This window comes from Binatus sp. (SeqCode) (genome assembly GCF_049584895.1).
GTDB lineage: Bacteria > Desulfobacterota > Binatia > Binatales > Binataceae > Binatus.
The window spans coordinates 92,605-108,942 of the sequence record NZ_JBAUYR010000086.1; the positions used below are offsets into that span (position 1 = coordinate 92,605).

A 16,338-nucleotide genomic window follows, 5' to 3' on the forward strand; every position below is an offset into this window, starting at 1 on the left:
GGCATTGGCTAGGATGACGCGATGGCGAAGGCGGACATCCTGATTGGCACGTCGGGCTTTTCGTACAAGGAATGGCTCGGCGGCTTTTACCCGGAGAAACTACCAGGCGCCAAGATGCTCGAGTACTACGCCGAGCGGATGCCGACGGTCGAGATCAACTACACGTTCCGCGCGATGCCGAAGTCCGCGATGCTCGAAGGATGGGCCGCGCGCACGCCGGCGAATTTCCGCTTCGCACTGAAGGCTCCGCAACGTATCACGCATTTCGCCAAGCTCCGCGACGTCAAAGAAACCACCGACACCTTCATCGAGCGTGCGTCGGTTATGGGCGAGCGGCTAGCACCCGCGCTGTTCCAGCTTCCGCCGGACCTGAAGCGCGATCTCCCGTTGCTGCAAGACTTTCTAGCGATACTGAAAAACAGGGTTCGCGCCGCGTTCGAGTTCCGAAACAAAAGCTGGTTCGATGATTCCGTGATCAGCGTGCTGGCAGACAACGGCGCTGCGCTGTGTATCGCGGAAACGGAAAAGCTCGCATCGCCGCTCGCGCGAACCGCGCCCTACGTCTATGTTCGATTGCGCAAGGAAACCTACGACGACGCCGGCCTGGATGTTTGGGTGAAGAATCTCAATCGCCTGGCCGCCGGTGCCGACGAAGTTTTCGTCTATTTCAAACACGAAACCTCGGCGCCCGATCTCGCGGCACGTCTGCGCGCCAAGCTCGACCGCCCCTAACGCGACTCTCTCCTTTGCGTCGCTCGTTCACTCCCAATAATCTTCGAGACTTATGGCAATCGAATATCGCGTGTTGGGAAAGACCGGCCTTCGAGTAAGTACTCTCGGATTTGGCGGGTCTGAGGTTGGCTACCAGGCGGTCGCGCAGAAGACCGTCGACAAAATTCTGAACACTGCGCTCGATGCCGGTATCAACGTGATCGATACCGCCGAGTGTTATGCCGACGGCGAGGCGCTGATCGGCAAGGCGATTTCCAAACGGCGCGCGGAAGTTGTGCTCATGACGAAATGCGGGCATGCGCCGCTTGGGTCCGCGTCCGAGCGCGCGGCCGGTTATGCGCAGCCGGATTGGGATCCTGCGATGCTCGCGCGCAGTATCGAGCGCAGTCTCAAGAATCTGCGCACCGACCATGTCGATATAATGCAGTTCCATAGCCCGCCGCTCGCGACGCTCAAGGACGGCCGCGTGATCGAAGTTCTCCACAAGGCGCGCGAGCGTGGACAGGCGCGCTTCGTCGGATGCAGCGCGGACGCGGATGAGGCGGTGTACGCGGTCGAATGCGGCGCGTTCGACACGCTGCAGATCTCTTTGAGTATCGCGGATCAGGAGGCAATCGATCGCGTGCTGCCCAAAGCGGCTGCGCGCCGGATGGGCGTGATCGTCAAGCGGCCAATCGCCAACGCGGCCTGGCTTCACGGCAAACAGCCGCCTGCCGACTGGTACACGCGGCCATATTGGGACCGACTCCAGAAGCTCGACTACGATTTTGTCAATCGAGAAGTCGAGGACGCGGTTGCGATCGCGCTTCGATTCGCACTCGGCACGGCGGGTGTCACGACCGCGATCGTCGGCACGACACGGCCCCAGCGCGTCGCGCAAAATATCGCGCACGCCGCCGCGGGACCATTGCCGGCCGCGGAGTACGAAGCGATTCGCGCGCGATGGCGCTCAGTCGCGCCTTCCGAGTGGACCGGCCAGCGCTAGCGGGGAGTTCGCAGGGACATATTCAGACGTGCGAGGGTGTCCGTGTCCAGCGTCTCGCTGCCGCCTGCAGCCTCGCCGACGAGCAATTCGGCGATGGTGACCATCGCGATCAATGCGATCATCGAGAGCCACGCAAAACCGTAGCAGAGTGTCGCGGCGCCATGTCTAATGCGTAACAGTTTTCTGTCCCTCTCAGTAAATCCTTTAGCGCGAAGCTGACTACTTGACCACTTCATGACAACAGATTGTTATCAAAGCTGTTACAAACAGAACAAATAAAGTGTCGATCCCGAATTTTTTGAAAATTACGAAGATCCAAGTCCGAGATCCGTATAGACGGCGTCGACAGAGGTGACCCCTGCACCCAATCTTTTAGACGGCCCTTGCCCTTGGCGCAGATAATTCTCTGGTGTCATCCTGAGCGCAGCGAAGGATCTCGTGCGCTCGCGCGCGTTTCTACGGAGCATCACAAATGGAAATCGGATGGATCGGAACCGGAATAATGGGCGCGCCGATGGCGCGACGCTTGATTGGCGGAGGCCATCGCGTGCGCGTCTTCAATCGATCGCCCGAGAAGGCTCGTGCGCTCGCGGCTGACGGCGCGATGGTTGCCGCCGACACCGCCGCGTGCGTCGCGGGCGCCGACGTCGTGTTCATCATGGTGCCAGACACGCCTGACGTAGAGGCAACCGTCGCGAAGATCGAGCCCGCGCTCAAGACGGGGCAGCTCGTCGTCGATATGAGCACGATTTCACCGGCGGCCGAGCGCACGATCGCCACCCGGCTGAAGGCGGCCGGCGTCGATTACCTCGATGCGCCGGTCTCCGGCGGTGACGTCGGGGCTCGCGACGGCACGCTCGCGATCATGGTCGGCGGCGACGCGTCCGTATTCGAGCGCGCGCGTCCGTTGTTCGAGCTAATGGGAAAAAGGATCACCCACATGGGCCCGTCCGGCGCGGGCCAGATGACCAAGCTCGCCAATCAGATCGCAGTCGCAATCAATCTCGAGGCGGCGGCCGAGGCGATCAAGTTCGCCAAGGGCGGCGGTCTCGATGCGTCTCGAGTGGTCGAGGCGATTGGTGCGGGCGCGGCTGCCTCGTGGCAGTTGTCGAATCTTGGCCCCAAGATAATAGCCGGCGACTATCGCCCCGGGTTCTTTATAAAGCTGATTCGCAAGGACCTGCGCCTGGTGGTCGAGGCGGCGCGCGAATCAGGGCTTGCGCTGCCCGGACTTTCGCTGATGGCCTCGATGTTCAACGCGTCGGCCGCGCTCGATCACGACCTCGACGGAACCCAGGCGGTCGCGGCGGCACTCGACAGATTGGCGGACGTGAAGTAGTACCAGAGTTCGAACCCGGATTTTTTGGAGGCCCAAAATGGCAGACCTGCTGACCGAAGTTAAAGACCGCGTGCTTTATCTCACGCTGAATCGCCCCGACAAGCTGAACGCGATGAGCGCCGAGATGATGGGCGCTCTGGTGGACAACCTCTCGCGCGCCGCGACCAATCCCGAAATCGGGGCCGTCGTGCTGACCGGTGCGGGGCGCGGATTCTGCTCGGGCGGAGATATCGGCGGGATGCGCGATCGCAACGAGAATGCGAACGCCGGAGCGACGCAGACGATAGAGGATCGCGTCGCCGGCCTGCGTCGCGGCGAAGAGGCGTCGTTGATGCTGCACGAGATGGCGAAGGTCACGATCGCGGCGGTCAACGGTCCGGCCGCCGGTGCCGGCTTGAGTCTGGCGATGGCCTGCGACCTCAGGATCGCGTCCGACGCGGCGCGTTTCGGCACCGCGTTCGCCAAAGTCGGCTTCTCGGGCGACTACGGCGGCACCTGGTCGCTGACGCATCTGGTGGGATCGGCGAAAGCGCGCGAACTGTATTTCCTGGCCGACGTGATCGGCGCCGACGAAGCGTTGCGAATCGGATTGGCGAATCGCGTCGTGCCTGCCGCCTCGTTCAAGGACGAAGTGCATGCCCTCGCCTCGCGAATCGCCAACGGTCCGACGATTGCCTACGGCTATATGAAGGCGAATCTCAATGCTGCCCTGAATCACGAATTCAACGAGCTGCTCGATCGCGAAGCGTGGGGGCAAACGATGACCGGCCGCACCGAGGACCATCGCGAAGCCGTTAAGGCGTTCCTGGAAAAGCGCCCACCGACGTTCAAGGGGCGGTAGGAACTCGGGCTGGGGGCTGCGGTTTCCCTCCGTCATCCTGAGTGGAGTCCGCGGAGCGAAGGATCTCGACGCGCGAAGCGCGGCGCAAAGCAGTCGGGTGCTCCCCTTACCGCGGTTGTTCCCCTTCCCTCGAGGGAAGGGGCTAGGGGGCTAGGGGTTAGGTTGCTGAGATTCTTCGCTGCGGCAGCCTGCGCTCAGAATGACGGCGAAAAAAGAGAGGTCACTTACGATGGACTTCAAAACAATCATCTATGGGTCGCGCGACGGCATCGCGAAAATCACCATCAATCGCGCTGAGCGGATGAACGGCTACAACGAGACGATGGTCAAGGAGATGTGCGCGGCGATCGATCTCGCGCGCCAGGACGACGATGTCCGCGTGCTGATTATCACCGGCAGCGGACGCGCGTTCTGCGCCGGCGGCGATATCAGCGGCGCGCCCGAGAGCCGCTCGCGATTTCATGGGCATCCGATGGGCCACATGCTCGAGATGCGTGAGGGGTTTCATCAACTGGTCCTGTCGCTGCATCGCTTCGACAAGCCGGTCATTGCGGCGATTAACGGCGCGGCTGTCGCCGGTGGCCTGACGCTCGCGCTGTCGTGCGATTTCAGGATCGCGTCGGACCAGGCACGGCTCGGAGACACTGCCCTCAAGTTTGCGCTGCTTTGCGACGAGGGCGGCGCGTACCTGTTTCCCCGCTTCATGGGACTGGATCGCGCGCTCAAGATGACGCTGCTGTCCGAAGTTTACGACGCGAAGACCGCGCTTGAGCTCGGGCTGGTCACCGAAGTGGTGCCGCACGCGGAACTCGAGGCGCGCGTGAATGATTTCGCGCGTCGGCTCGCAGACGGACCGCCGTTGGCAATCCGGCTGGCCAAACGCATGATGTACAAGCAGCGCGAGATGACGCTCGAAAACGCGCTCGAGGACGCCGCGCTCAACGTGATGATTACCAATCCGTCAGAGGACGTGCGCGAGGGTATCCGCGCCTTCCGCGAAAAACAAAAGCCGAATTTCAAGGGCAAGTGAGTTCTCGTCCAGCCCTGCCGCTACAGGAGATCCCGTTCGCATGCCGATGAAGAAAAAAGATATCGAGAAGCTGCTCAAGAAACCGATCGTCGCCGTGGTTGCGGTCACCGCGCCCGACGGCGCGCCGCACGCCGTGCCGACCTGGTACGAATACGCCGACGGGCAAATCGTGTTTCACACCGGCGCGGAGTCATTCAAATACAAATGCCTGGTGCGCGACCCCCGCGTCACGCTGGTGGTCGATACCAAGAAGGCGCCGTACAAGACAGTGGTGCTGAAGGGCCGCGCCACGCTCGAAGAAAAAGTCGACGACAAGCGCACCGAGAGAATGGCGGTCGAGTACCTGGGCAAGAAACTCGGCAAGGCGTACGCGAAGTCGCTCAAGGGCAACAAGGTCGTGGTCGTGACCTTCAAGCCGTCGCACACGGTCTCGTGGGATTACAGCCAGGAAAGCCCGTAGTATCCGCGATGGACGATCGGCTGAAAGCAAATCTCGACGCGTGGAACACGAATTCGCCGAGTGCATCTATCAGCGTTTCCCGTTCATGAAGCAGGAGAACGACGGGCACTGGCACATCGAAGGCGATCCGATTCCGACTATCTTTTCGATCAAAGCGACCAAGTCCCTCAAATGACGGTATGCTGACCGATGAATTTATTTTGCCGATTAGTTAAGAAGGACTAATAGAGACCTGTAGAAAAGTCGCTAAATCTCGACAGATTGTAGAAATTTCTACTAAACCGCGTCAGGAGCGTATGACACGTCTAGTAGCGATTAACTGCTATCTGTTTGTTTTATTTTATTTATGTGTTAATAATTCACGGTATGTCGAAGGTAAAGAGTTCACCACGAACAACCGCGGCCCGCGCCGCGAAGGCCAAACCTGACACTTCACCAGTGCGTCCGAAGACCCCGAATTTCGGGGAAGTGATTCGCACCAGGCGAAGGGAACTGAATCTCACGCAGGACGAAATCGCTGCCAGGATCAAGATTTCGACGCCATATATCGGGCACCTCGAGTCAGGCAAGCGGCATCCCTCCGACAAGATCCTTACCAAATTGGGGGAAGTGCTCGGCCTCGACAACCGCGAACTCTTTTTTCTCGCGAACCCGCACGCACAGGCGCTGATCTCGGAGCCGGTGAGCGCCGAGGGTTCGAGTTGGGAACAGTTCCAGAAGAACGAAAAACTTCAACGCATTCATAACGTCACCCCGGACGAGATGCAGATTTTGTCGCAGGTGGCGCTGATGGGCGACATTCAATCGCCTCGCGATCTGATCTATATACTCACCACCATTCGTCACGCGGTCGGAAGGTAGCTGACCCTCGCGATGTCGCTGTTGCTGCCCGCAGCCGCGGGTAGCCGGCGCATCGTACCGCGTCTCTCCTACAGCCATTCGAAGAGTTGCTCTAGTTCTTAAGATCCAGCCCCGCTTGCCTGCGATACTAGTCGCGGCATCGAATAGCTAATCGTCAATGTAGCAGTGCGTTCACGAGCAAGTAGCAACTTGCTAATGCACTCATCATTCTATCCTATCTCACTATTCAGCCTCAGTTCACTATTTGTGTAGTTATCCAATCCCGGATCTGATTGCCTATTGAAGTAGGGTTCTCGGCGGATCGTTGGATGCAGGCGGAAGGGATGGTCGTGTCGCAATCAGTGCGAGACACGATGGAGGAGGGTAGGCCATGTTTCAACGCACTTACTACCGAACGATCTGGATCTCCGATGTGCACCTCGGCACTCGAGCGTGCAAAGCAAGTTCGCTGCTCGATTTCCTGCGTCATCATATTTCGGAGACGCTCTATCTCGTCGGCGACATAGTCGACGGATGGAACTGCGGACCGTCGTGGCACTGGAGCTCCGCGCAACAGGAGCTGGTGGATGAAATCGTGCGATGGCGCCGCAGTGGCGTCAACGTAGTATTCATGCCGGGCAATCATGACGAGGGAAATCCCGGCCTCGTGGAAGAATTGTTCGGACGTATCCCGAGTGTCAGTTCGTTGATTCACACCACCCTCGACGGTTCCAGGATGCTGGTGATCCACGGACATCAGTTCGATGGCTCGCTGAATCTGAATCGGTTGCTGCCGAAGATAGGATCCAATGCGTATGCGCGCGCCCAACGGATCCATGACTGGTACAATCGGAAGAGCGAACAGACCGGCGATGAAGGCCGCTCGCTTTCCGACTATCTCCGTGAACCCGCCCGCAAGGCTATCGAGTTCCTGACTGACTTCCGCGATCGAGCAGTGCTGGCAGCCGCGCGCGACCACAAAGCCGACGGCGTTATCTGCGGGCACATCCATCGTTCGGATCATCGGCTGATCGGAAACGTCATGTACGTAAACGACGGCGACTGGGTCCACAACCGGACCGCGCTGGTCGAAGATCGGGACGGGACGCTGCAAATCCTGCGATGGAGTCCTCCACCGCACCACATTTCGGTTTCGGCACCGATGCCGCAGGAGGCGATTTCGTGACACCTCTACGCCCCGAATCGACGAGTCACGCAGATTCACGGATCGATCTGATTTATTTCGACGCGGGCGGTGGACATCGCGCTTCAGCGGCGGCGCTGATTTCAGCGGCTCGCCAACAGCATCCTTCCTGGAATATCAATCCGATCAACCTGCGCGAGCTGCTCGAGCCGGCCGATGTGATTCGACGCCTGACCGGCGTGCGCATCGAAGATTTCTACAACTCGCAGCTCAAACACGGTCTGACCATCGGCACCGGCCCGCTGCTGCGGATTACGCAGATGCTGATTCGGCAACTCGAGCCGACGATCATCAAGCTGCTGGCGCACCACTGGAATCGTTCACGGCCCGAGCTGGTGGTCTCGATGATCCCCAATTTCAATCACGCGATTCTGCAAGGGCTGCGACAGGCTGACGCGATGAATCGACGATCCGAAACTCCGATGGTCACGATTCTGACCGACCTCGCGGACTGTCCGCCGCACTTCTGGATCGAACGCCAGAAGCAGTACCTGATTTGCGGCACTGAAGCCGCGGTGGATCAGGCGCTCGCGATGGGCCACGCGCCAGAGCGCGTATTTCGCACCTCGGGAATGATCGTTCGTCCCGAGTTCTATCGACCCATCGAGATAAACCGCGAAGCCGAGCGCGTCCGATTAGGCCTCGACCCCGACTTGCCGACCGGCATCGTGATGTTCGGCAGCTACGGCTCGAGCCAGATGGCGGCTATCGCGCGACGAATCGAAACCGCCCAGCTCAAGACTCAGCTGATTTTTATATGCGGTCACAATGACAAGCTGCGCGAGCGTATCGAAAGTATGGAGCTGCGCTATCCGTTTCATTGCGTGGGCTTCACGCAGGAAATTCCCTACTTCATGAAGCTGGCGGATTTTTTCATCGGCAAGCCGGGCCCCGGCAGCATCAGCGAAGCTCTGGTGATGGGTCTTCCACTGATCGTCGAGCGCAACGCCTGGACGATGGTGCAGGAGCGCTTCAACACCGATTGGATCGCGCAAAACGAATTCGGAATAGTGCTGCCCTCATTTCGGGAAGTCGGGACCGCGGTCTCGACAATGCTGGATAGCGAACACTTTCTCCGCTCGCACGCCAACGTGGAAGCTTACGACAACCGCGCGGTGTTCGAGATTCCGGAAATTCTCGACGCGCTGATTTCTCATCATCGAACCGCAAACTGGAGCTTCGGGCGCACCGCAACTGCGAGGCAGTTCGCATCAGAAATTCACTACGGCATCTGAACGACGCCCGAGCTGTCACCGCTGTCACGTTGCTGGTCGCGTTCTCTCTGGCCGCATCGGTTGCTCGAGCTGGCGCTCCGGATTTTGGCGGTCTGCAATTCAATATCCTCAGTCCCGATGGCAAGCAGAAGATCGGCGCCACCCGCTTCACAGTCTTGCGCAAAGATTCGACCGAAGAGATCAAGGGCGAGACCAGGTATCTCGACGGCGAGCGCGATAGTGAGGATGTGCGCCTCGAGGTCGAAGACCCACGGCCCACTCTCAAACTCGACACCTATGAACACTCCTTCTTCAACGCTGACGGCACGCTTCACATGGTTGATACTCTAAACGCCAAATCTGGCGTCGCGTCGTGTACGAGTTACACGTCGGGCGCGGTTAAGCTTCGCAAGTCTCAGCTTGACGTACCGGCGGACTCGTTCGCTGGCGCCTCCGGCCTGTTGATGATGGTCACGGATCTACGGCACGGGAGCCGTGAAATCAGGTTTCACGCGTTCGCATGCGCGCCGGGACCAGAGATCTTCAGCGTCAAGGCGTCGCTTCCCGATCAATCGGAGCGTTGGCCTTTTTACTCCGGCGATCTTTTCCGCCTCGATATGCGTCCTGACCTCGGCGCCTTGAACCTGTTGATCGCGCCGTTTCTGCCGACGATGGACGCGTGGTTCAGTCCCGCTGATAACTGGAACTACGTCGGCGGCGAATTCGACCGCTACTACCGCGGACCTCACGTGTTGACAGTGCGAGTCCCGCCGGCGAACTAAGGGCGACCTCCGCTCCAACTGGTCGAAAGCGCGCGGGCGTCACACCAGTGCGCATGAATTTTAATAATTCTTCTTTCGATCGTTCATACATTCGATGAACATCCCGCGCTATTCGTGCGTTGCACCGAATCGGTAATCACGCGACGCAGAATCGTGGTCGCTCGCTCATTCTGCGCGCACACATCACCAGGGAGGAACAATGCTGTGAAACTTCTCAGAGCAACCTTGAAATCTGTGCCCGCATTGCTTGGCGCGATCCTGCTCAGCGCGGTTCCGGCGATCGCGCACGAACACAGCGCGCCTTGCCAGCTCGGCAACGGCATCCAACACGTCATCTACGTGCAATTCGACAATACGCATTTCCTGCGAGACAACCCGAATGTGCCCTCCGACCTCGAACAAATGCCGCACTTGCTGAACTTCTTGCGGCAGAACGGCACCTTTGACGTTAACGACCACACGGTCCTCATCTCGCACACGGCCAATGGCCTGGTCACCTCGGTCACGGGCGTATATAGCGACCGCAATGGAGCCGCGGTGTCCAACAGCTTCGGCGTCTTCGCCGGAAGCCCGCCGGGAAGCTTCATCTCTTTCCCGGCCACCTTCAATTATTGGACCGACACGGTGAACGAAGTTTCATCCGCGACGAATGACTCGACGCCAATAATGGTGACACCGGGTCCGAATGGAAAGGTCGAGAACATGCCCGGACCGTGGGTCCCGTTTACGCGCGCTGGATGCAATGTGGGAGCGTTTTCGTTCGCAAATCTCGAATTCGAAAGTGCAACCGAAAAGCTCGGCGGAAAGACCGTGCTCACGGACGTCGCGAATATCTACGGGCCGACCTCCCCGCAGGTCGCCGAAAGCCTTAATCAGCAGGAGGCGGACTTTCAGGGAGTCGCGGTCCACTGCGCCGCGGGCAATCCAGTCTGCTCGACCGCAAACGGCGGCATTCCCGATCTGCTTCCGGACGAGCCGGGCGGGTACACGGGATTCAACGGGCTGTTCGGCGCCAAGTATGTCGCTCCTGCCGTCGGACTTCCGGGCGGTCTGCAAGATCTAAGTGGCAACGTTCTGACCAACGCCGACTCGGGACTGGTGGGATTTACCGGGTTCGATCCTTTGGCTACCCAGGCGCTCGGCGCGATCGCTGAGATGCAGGAAGGCGGCGTCCCGGTCACCTTCGCGTACATCGCGGACGCGCATGATAATCATCAGTTTGATTTTCCATACGGCCCAGGCGAGGCGGGCTACGTCGCGCAGTTGAAGGCCTACGATCAGGCGTTCGCACAGTTCTTCACCCGGCTGCAGAACGACGGCATCAATCAGAGCAATACACTCTTCGTCTTCACCGTCGAGGAGGGCGACCATTTCGTCGGCTCTGCGCCGACCAACCCGAGCTGCGACGGAGTGACGACGCCGTGCGTTTACCCGAATGATCCAACGACGGGAGAAGAGTTAATCGGTGAGATCGATGCAGACTTGAATGGGCTGGTGGCGCCTATCGATTCGACCCCATTCAGCGAGCACGAGGATTCTGCGCCGACGATCTATATTATCGGCGATCCAACCAGCGCTGATTTCGACCCGGCGAGCCCTGATTCGTTGGCGAGAGGTCTGGAAGTCGCGATGGGAGGCCTGACTGCGCCCGATCCCTACACGGGCGAAAATGTGAGCACGTTGGCTGCCATGGCGGATCCGGTCGAGGAAAAGCTGCTGCACATGGTTACCGCGGACCCGCTCAGGACGCCGAACTTCACTTACTTCGGCAATCCCGATTTCTTCTTCGATTTCTCTACCCAGCCGGCGGACTTCTGCGCCGATGTCCCAATCGATTCCGGCCTGATTTGCATCGACAACGGCTTCGCCTGGAACCACGGCGACATTCAGCCGGAGATCGCTTCGACCTGGCTCGGAATCGTCGGGCCCGGAGTCAACCGGCTGGGACAGACCAATGCGTTTTTCAGCGACCACACCGACGTGCGGCCCACGATGCTGACGCTGCTTGGCCTTCAGGACGACTACATTCACGACGGGCGGGTGATCGTCGAGGCGATCAACCAGTCAGCGCTTCCTTTCAGCCTCAAGGTGAATAATTCGACGCTGATCGCTCTGGGCGCCGCCTACAAACAGATCAACGCGCCATTCGGTCAGCTCGGCATGAACAGCCTCACGGTCTCGACCTTCGCGCTTAGCTCGAACGACCCGAGTACCTATCTCAACCTTGAACGACAAATTCAGCAATGGACGAGGGAGCGCGACGCGATTGCCGGGGCAATGAGAGAAATACTCGAAGCGGCGGCTTTCGGTGGACACCCTGTCAATCAGTTCGAGGCGGCACTTCTGATCTTTCTGGCGAATGACCTGAACCATCAGGCGGCGAGCGTCGCTGCGTCGCTCTGATTCTTTCAATTTGCGCTTGGCCCGGGCGGGGCATCTTAACCTCGCCCCAGCCCGGGTCTCACGCCTCTCCAATTCCCGGACCTTACGGTATCGGGTCTGACCCACCACCGGATTTAGGAGATGAACTTCTCCGCCTCACCCCGGCGGACTCGGCGTGCTAAACAAACTGTGTGCACGAAATACAGAGTGACAAATGCTCGCTTTGCCTGTCTCAAACTGGATGGCGCCAAGCGACGACCAAAATAATTTTGACGGAACAAAGCTACCGATGGTGGTGAGGACATCTGAAAACCACAACAGTTAGTATTATTTCACGATGGACTACGTCTCGTTATCAGGTCTTTTGGCTTGCGCCTTGTGTACGAAATGTCGAGAATTGAGCCGCGAATTCTATACTGACATTGGCCATCGGAAAATTGGGGAGGTTTCCATGGAGATTGGCGAGCGGCGCGATGGCGACATTCTGATCCTGAGTCCCACGGGAAGAATCGACAACGACACGAGTCCGGACTTCCAAACCAGGCTGCTCGCCGCGTTGACTCCCGCTGCGGCGGTGCTGGTAGATTTATCGGGCGTCGCCTACGTTTCGAGCGCCGGCTTGCGAGCGCTGATGATGGGATCGAAGCAATCGAAGGCGGCTAACGGCCGGCTCGCGGTCGCGGGGCTCGGTCCTGTGGTCAAGGAGATCTTCGAGATCAGCCGCTTCTCGCTGGTGGTGCAGGTCTTCGATACTCCCGCGGACGCACTTGCGGCTTTGCGCTAACTCGCGGACAACTGCACGAGGGTAAGTGCCGATGCTGATCCGTTTCTGGGGAAGTCGCGGTTCGATTCCGACACCGCTCGGATACCGCGCCGTGCGAACCAAGCTTCGCGAGGCGCTGCTGGTCGCGCGCGGCCATCGACTGGACAGCCTCGAAGCGATCGACAGTTTTCTCGTGAAGGAACTCCCGTTCTCGATCAGCGGCACCTATGGCGGTAATTCCAGCTGCGTCGAGATCGAAGCGGGCGGCACCGAAAACGAGTATGTGCTGTGTGACCTCGGCTCCGGCGTGCGCGAGTTCGGAAATGCGCTGATCGCGAAGCATGGACCCGCCAGAAAATCCCGCTTCAATGTTTTTCTGTCGCATACCCATTGGGATCACATCATGGGGTTTCCGTTTTTTACTCCGTCGTACATCCCCGGCAATGTGATCCGGATTCACGGCTGCCACAAAGAGATGCGCGACATTTTTATTCGTCAGCAATCCAATCCCTGCTTCCCAATCGATTTCCGATCGCTCGGCGCGACGATAGAGTTCGTCGAATTGGAACCGGGTCGCACCTACGAGATCGATGGCCTGTCAGTTACGCCGATCCGGCAGAACCATCCGAGCGATTCGTACGGGTTTCGATTTTCAAAAGATGGCAAGTCGATGGTTTACTCGACCGACTCCGAGCACAAGTTCGACGTTCTGACCGAGAACTATCCGTTCGTCGAGTTTTTCCGCGACGCCGACGTGCTGATCTTCGACGCGCAGTACTCGCTGGCGGATCAAATCTCGGTGAAAGAGGACTGGGGACATTCGAGCAACATGATTGCGGTCGAGCTCGCGCAGCTCGCGCGCGTCAAACACCTGGTGATGTACCATCACGAGCCTGTCCTCGACGACAAGATGATCGAGAAGGTGCTGGGCGAGACGCGGCGTTACGCCGAAATCAACGGATCTCCGCATAAGTTGACCGTCACCTCCGCGTACGACGGACTCGAGATTGTCATCTGAGGACAAGGCTGCCGAGGAACAGTCTGCCGGACGGCTAAGATGGCGGCTGAGCTGGCTGCATCGAACGTTCTCAGCGCCGGGACGAGCACCGGCGCTGGTCGTGCTCGCTCTCCTCGTGATTGTGCGCGCGCTCGATCCCGCTGTCGTGCAGAGCCTGAGGTTGCGAGGCTTCGATTTTCTCGAACAGCTCGCGCTGCGCAAATATCAGCCGCTGCCGGTTGAGATCGTCGCGATCGACGACAAGAGTCTCGCGCAATACGGCCAATGGCCGTGGTCGCGGGCGCGGCTTGCGCAGCTGGTCGACAAGATCGCGTCGGGCAAGCCGAGCGTGCTCGGGGTCGACGTCATCTTCGCAGAGCCTGACCGGCTTTCACCCGGACGCCTCGTCAATTCCGATCCCGAAATTCCCGCATCCGTCGCCGGCGAACTGTCCCGGCTGCCCTCGCATGAAACCGTGCTGGCCGATGCTCTGCGCAAAGTCCCGACCGTGTTGGCGGCGGGAGTTAGCGACGAAGGTCATCCTCGCAGCGCTCCCTCGCGCGTCACGATGATACTCGAATCGGGAATCAATCCGCGTCCGTTCCTCTTCACGCATCCAGAGTTGCTTCGCAGCTTGCCGGAAATCACTGCGGCCGAACGCGGTCAAGGCTCCGTCGACATGGAATCGGATCGCGACGGCGTCACTCGCCGCGTACCGCTTTTCATTTTCGCCGAAGGTCACCTGGTGCCGGACCTTGCGCTCGAAATGCTTCGCGTAGCATTGGGTGGCGGCGCGCTCGGCATCGTAACCGGAAGTGAAGGTGTGGAAGGTGCGACGCTCGGCACGCACTTTCTCCCGACCGACAGCCGCGGCCGCATATACCCGTATTTCACGCCGTCGTACTACGCCCGCTACATCTCGGCGGCGGACCTGCTCAATGGATCCTATGACCCTTCCCGACTCAATGGCGCCGCAGTACTCGTGGGATCCAGCGCTGCGGGATTGTCGGACCTGGCGCAGACTCCGCTCGGCCTGATGCCGGCGGTCGAGGTCTGGGCACAATCCCTGGAATCGATGCTCACCGGAAATCTATTGCGCCGTCCGGCGTCGATGAACCTGATCGAGATCGCAATCGTGCTGCTCGCAGGCCTCATCATTATCTTTTCATTGCCTTACCAGAATCCGCGAGTAGCTGGCGCCGCGCTTCTATGCATCGTCGCGATCCTGTTCGGCTCTGCGCTGGCGAGTTTCAAATTTTCGAAGCTCCTGCTCGACGGCATTTATCCAGCACTGTCGTCGGTGATGGTGTTCGGCGTGATGTTGTCGGAGAATTTGCGCGTCGCCGAAGCTGGACGCCGCCGTCTCGCATCTGAGCTGCAACACGAGCGTGAAGTCGAAGCTCGGCTGGATGGCGAGCTGAATGCCGCGCGCGCGATTCAGCTGGGCCTGCTCCCGCGGCACTTCCCGGGGCCGCCTGATCGCCACGACCTCGAGGTCTTCGCTTCCATCGAGCCCGCGCGGATGGTCGGCGGCGACCTTTATGATTTCGTTTTGCTCGATCCCGAACATCTCTCATTCGCGATTGCCGACGTGTCGGGCAAGGGAGTGCCGGCCGCATTGTTCATGGCGATGACCAAAGAGGTGCTGCACACCGCGACGCTGCGTTATCGGAACGCGCTCGACCGTGTTTTCAATGAGGCGAACGACAAGATTTCCGCCGCGAGCGAGGAACTTGGCGCGGGCGGCACCAACATGATGTTCGTGACGGTGTTCGCGGGAATCCTCGACCTCGCGTCGGGCATGCTGGTTTACGTAAATGCCGGCCACGACTCGCCGTTCGTAATTCGCGCCGGCGCGGAGCCTGAAGGTTTTCCGCTCGCGGGAGGGCCGCCGCTCGGCACGGTCGACGACTTTCAGTATTCGATCGAGCATCGTCAGCTTGCGCCCGGCGCGATGGTGCTGGCCTACACCGACGGAGTGACGGAGGCCCAGGATACGAACCGGATGTTGTATTCGGGCGCGCGGCTGAAGGCATTGCTCGCGTCAGTGCCGACGATCGGCGCGAGAGCGGTTGTCGATTTCGTGCGCGACGACGTCCGCAGGTTCGCCGCAGGCGCGGAGCAGGCCGACGACATTACGCTGCTCGCGGTTCGCTGGCTCGGTCCCGCTTCTTCGGGTTGATCAGCGCACGGTGATTTCGACGCGTCGATTCCGCGGTTCCGCCACCTGATCTGCCGTCAAGACCGCAAGATCCAACTGACCGCGGCCCGCGACCGAGATCGATTTGGCACTGATACCGTCATGCTCCAGACGCTCCCGAATCATCACCGCACGGCTCATCGAGAGCTCCTGATTGTGCGGCACGGTGCCGAGTGTATCGGTATGCCCAATCACCTCGACCTCGTACACGCTTCGGCGCTTGATATCCGCGAACACGGCCTGGTACTGGCGCTGCGAGTCGGGCGTCAAGGTGTCGCTGTCCTTTTCGAAGTAAAGCACGAAGTGGGCGGGCAGGATTGGCTGCGCGGCGAGCGCGTTGCCGAAGATTTGCTGAACCTGCGCCTGGTCGACTTTCACCGGCGCGGCGACGCCTCCGCGAACTTCTCCGGCCGCATACGGATGGTCGAGCAAGACCGATTTCTGGCCGTCTTCAATCGTCACCGCACCCGAGCTGCCGTCCGGATTTGGCAGGACGACGAAGAGCGACTGGCGGCTGGAACAAGACGCCAGCATCAGAAGCAGCGGAATCAGAACGATGCGCCGCATGA

At 59.7% G+C, this 16,338-nt stretch carries 17 protein-coding genes; 15 read left to right on the forward strand and 2 right to left on the reverse strand.

What is annotated here, in order from left to right:
• Positions 1 to 21: 21 nt before the first annotated feature.
• Both WB650_RS15470 and WB650_RS15475 read left to right on the forward strand, forming a co-directional pair.
• Positions 22 to 732, forward strand: a complete 711-nt coding sequence (locus tag WB650_RS15470) for a DUF72 domain-containing protein (protein ID WP_423961105.1) — start codon at positions 22 to 24, stop codon at positions 730 to 732.
• Positions 733 to 790: 58 nt separating this feature from the next.
• A complete protein-coding gene (locus tag WB650_RS15475; RefSeq protein ID WP_423961123.1) occupies positions 791 to 1,717 on the forward strand; it encodes an aldo/keto reductase in 927 nt (308 codons plus the stop codon).
• On the opposite strand, the gene WB650_RS15480 is transcribed toward WB650_RS15475, so the two are convergent.
• On the reverse strand, positions 1,714 to 1,839 hold the full coding sequence (locus WB650_RS15480; RefSeq protein WP_422307405.1) for a hypothetical protein: 126 nt from the start codon (positions 1,837 to 1,839) through the stop codon (positions 1,714 to 1,716). The two genes, WB650_RS15475 and WB650_RS15480, sit on opposite strands and share 4 nt — an antisense overlap.
• 311 nt (positions 1,840 to 2,150) lie before the next feature.
• Between WB650_RS15480 and WB650_RS15485 the strand changes: the two genes are divergently transcribed.
• The 13 genes from WB650_RS15485 to WB650_RS15545 all read left to right on the forward strand — a co-directional run bounded on the left by WB650_RS15485 (position 2,151) and on the right by WB650_RS15545 (position 15,751).
• Complete coding sequence (locus tag WB650_RS15485; RefSeq protein ID WP_422307411.1) at positions 2,151 to 3,056, forward strand: NAD(P)-dependent oxidoreductase; 906 nt, start codon at positions 2,151 to 2,153, stop codon at positions 3,054 to 3,056.
• A 37-nt stretch (positions 3,057 to 3,093) separates the two neighbouring features.
• A complete protein-coding gene (locus WB650_RS15490; protein WP_422307407.1) occupies positions 3,094 to 3,897 on the forward strand; it encodes an enoyl-CoA hydratase in 804 nt (267 codons plus the stop codon).
• A 229-nt stretch (positions 3,898 to 4,126) separates the two neighbouring features.
• The gene (locus WB650_RS15495; RefSeq protein WP_423961107.1) at positions 4,127 to 4,927 is read left to right on the forward strand and encodes an enoyl-CoA hydratase/isomerase family protein; all 801 of its coding nucleotides are present in this window, start codon (positions 4,127 to 4,129) and stop codon (positions 4,925 to 4,927) included.
• 40 nt (positions 4,928 to 4,967) lie between these two features.
• Positions 4,968 to 5,387: a pyridoxamine 5'-phosphate oxidase family protein gene (locus tag WB650_RS15500; RefSeq protein WP_422301104.1), complete on the forward strand. Its 420-nt coding sequence runs from the start codon at positions 4,968 to 4,970 to the stop codon at positions 5,385 to 5,387.
• Positions 5,388 to 5,427: 40 nt separating this feature from the next.
• Entirely contained in the window at positions 5,428 to 5,562 is a 135-nt protein-coding gene (locus WB650_RS15505; RefSeq protein ID WP_422301102.1) for a hypothetical protein, read from the forward strand.
• Positions 5,563 to 5,753: 191 nt separating this feature from the next.
• The gene (locus tag WB650_RS15510) at positions 5,754 to 6,248 is read left to right on the forward strand and encodes a helix-turn-helix domain-containing protein (protein ID WP_422301100.1); all 495 of its coding nucleotides are present in this window, start codon (positions 5,754 to 5,756) and stop codon (positions 6,246 to 6,248) included.
• Positions 6,249 to 6,618: 370 nt separating this feature from the next.
• Positions 6,619 to 7,413: a UDP-2,3-diacylglucosamine diphosphatase gene (locus WB650_RS15515; RefSeq protein WP_422301098.1), complete on the forward strand. Its 795-nt coding sequence runs from the start codon at positions 6,619 to 6,621 to the stop codon at positions 7,411 to 7,413.
• Entirely contained in the window at positions 7,410 to 8,666 is a 1,257-nt protein-coding gene (locus WB650_RS15520) for a glycosyltransferase (RefSeq protein WP_422301096.1), read from the forward strand. The genes WB650_RS15515 and WB650_RS15520 overlap by 4 nt, the downstream gene beginning before the upstream one ends.
• Positions 8,667 to 8,695: 29 nt before the next feature.
• Positions 8,696 to 9,427 carry a hypothetical protein gene (locus tag WB650_RS15525; RefSeq protein ID WP_422301094.1) on the forward strand — a complete coding sequence of 244 codons (732 nt, stop codon included), beginning with the start codon at positions 8,696 to 8,698 and terminating at the stop codon, positions 9,425 to 9,427.
• Positions 9,428 to 9,631: 204 nt separating this feature from the next.
• On the forward strand, positions 9,632 to 11,830 hold the full coding sequence (locus WB650_RS15530; protein WP_422301093.1) for a hypothetical protein: 2,199 nt from the start codon (positions 9,632 to 9,634) through the stop codon (positions 11,828 to 11,830).
• Positions 11,831 to 12,260: 430 nt separating this feature from the next.
• Positions 12,261 to 12,593, forward strand: coding sequence for an STAS domain-containing protein (locus WB650_RS15535; RefSeq protein WP_422301579.1), 333 nt, complete (start codon positions 12,261 to 12,263; stop codon positions 12,591 to 12,593).
• Between the two features lie 31 nt (positions 12,594 to 12,624).
• Positions 12,625 to 13,590 carry an MBL fold metallo-hydrolase gene (locus WB650_RS15540; protein WP_423961111.1) on the forward strand — a complete coding sequence of 322 codons (966 nt, stop codon included), beginning with the start codon at positions 12,625 to 12,627 and terminating at the stop codon, positions 13,588 to 13,590.
• Positions 13,580 to 15,751 (forward strand): CHASE2 domain-containing protein, encoded by a 2,172-nt coding sequence (locus WB650_RS15545; protein ID WP_422303215.1) that lies wholly within the window; start codon positions 13,580 to 13,582, stop codon positions 15,749 to 15,751. The genes WB650_RS15540 and WB650_RS15545 overlap by 11 nt, the downstream gene beginning before the upstream one ends.
• Here the strand turns inward: WB650_RS15545 and WB650_RS15550 are convergent, their stop codons facing one another.
• Positions 15,752 to 16,336, reverse strand: a complete 585-nt coding sequence (locus WB650_RS15550; RefSeq protein WP_422303216.1) for an OmpA family protein — start codon at positions 16,334 to 16,336, stop codon at positions 15,752 to 15,754.
• Positions 16,337 to 16,338: the final 2 nt, after the last annotated feature.